At 72.7% G+C, this 878-nt stretch carries 1 protein-coding gene and 1 pseudogene; both read left to right on the top strand.

Annotated features, from left to right (window positions below; all coding sequences use genetic code 11):
* Window positions 1–253 (top strand): annotated as a pseudogene (gene nadE / locus AOK17_RS53155) (NAD(+) synthase); the annotation flags it as partial.
* A gap of 2 nt (window positions 254–255) precedes the next feature.
* The coding region (locus AOK17_RS53150; protein ID WP_281198696.1) for a nitrilase-related carbon-nitrogen hydrolase at window positions 256–878 on the top strand (623 nt) is incomplete at both ends.

Here is an 878-nt window from a genome sequence, read left to right as displayed (position 1 = left end):
GGTCGAGGCGGCGCTCCAGACCGTGGTCGCCGGGTCGGCGGATCTGCTGACCGTGCTCGTCGTCGGCGCCCCGCTGCGCCATCGCCACCGCATCTACAACTGCGCGGTGATGGTGCACCGCGGGCGGATCCTCGGTGTCGCGCCCAAGTCCTACCTGCCGAACTACCGCGAGTTCTACGAGCGGCGGCAGATCGCCGCGGGCGACGACGAGCGGGGCGGGACGATCCGCGTCGGCGGCGAGACCGTGCCGTTCNNCGGCCTGGTGCTGCACGCGGAGATCTGCGAGGACATGTGGGTGCCGGTGCCCCCGAGCGCGGAGGCGGCGCTGGCCGGAGCCACCGTCCTCCTCAACCTCTCGGGCAGCCCCATCACGGTCGGCCGGGCCGAGGACCGGCGACTGCTCTGCCGCGCCGCGTCCGCCCGCTGCCTCGCCGCCTACGTCTACGCGGCGGCCGGACTGGGAGAGTCGTCCACCGACCTGTCCTGGGACGGCCAGACCATGATCTACGAGAACGGCGAACTGCTGGCCGAGACCGACCGGTTCCCGCTCGACGACCAGTACGCGGTGGCGGACATCGACCTCGACCTGCTGCGGCAGGCCCGCGCCCGGATGGGCACGTTCGACGACAACCGCCGCACCCACGCCGCGCGCACCAGCGGCTTCCGGTCCGTGTCGTTCCGGCTCGACCCGCCCGCGACCGACCTCGGACTGCGTCGCAGGGTCGAGCGATTCCCGTTCGTGCCGGCCGACCCCAGCCGCCTCGCCCAGGACTGCTACGAGGCCTACAACATCCAGGTCACCGGTCTTCAGCAGCGGCTGGCGGCCATCGGCGGCCCGAAGGTCGTCATCGGTGTCTCGGGCGGCCTCGACTCCACGC

It is taken from the genome of Streptomyces phaeochromogenes (genome assembly GCF_001418655.1).
In the GTDB taxonomy this organism is placed as follows: domain Bacteria; phylum Actinomycetota; class Actinomycetes; order Streptomycetales; family Streptomycetaceae; genus Streptomyces; species Streptomyces phaeochromogenes.
Note: the sequence above shows the minus strand (reverse complement) of the source record. Positions and strands in the feature narration are given on the sequence as shown.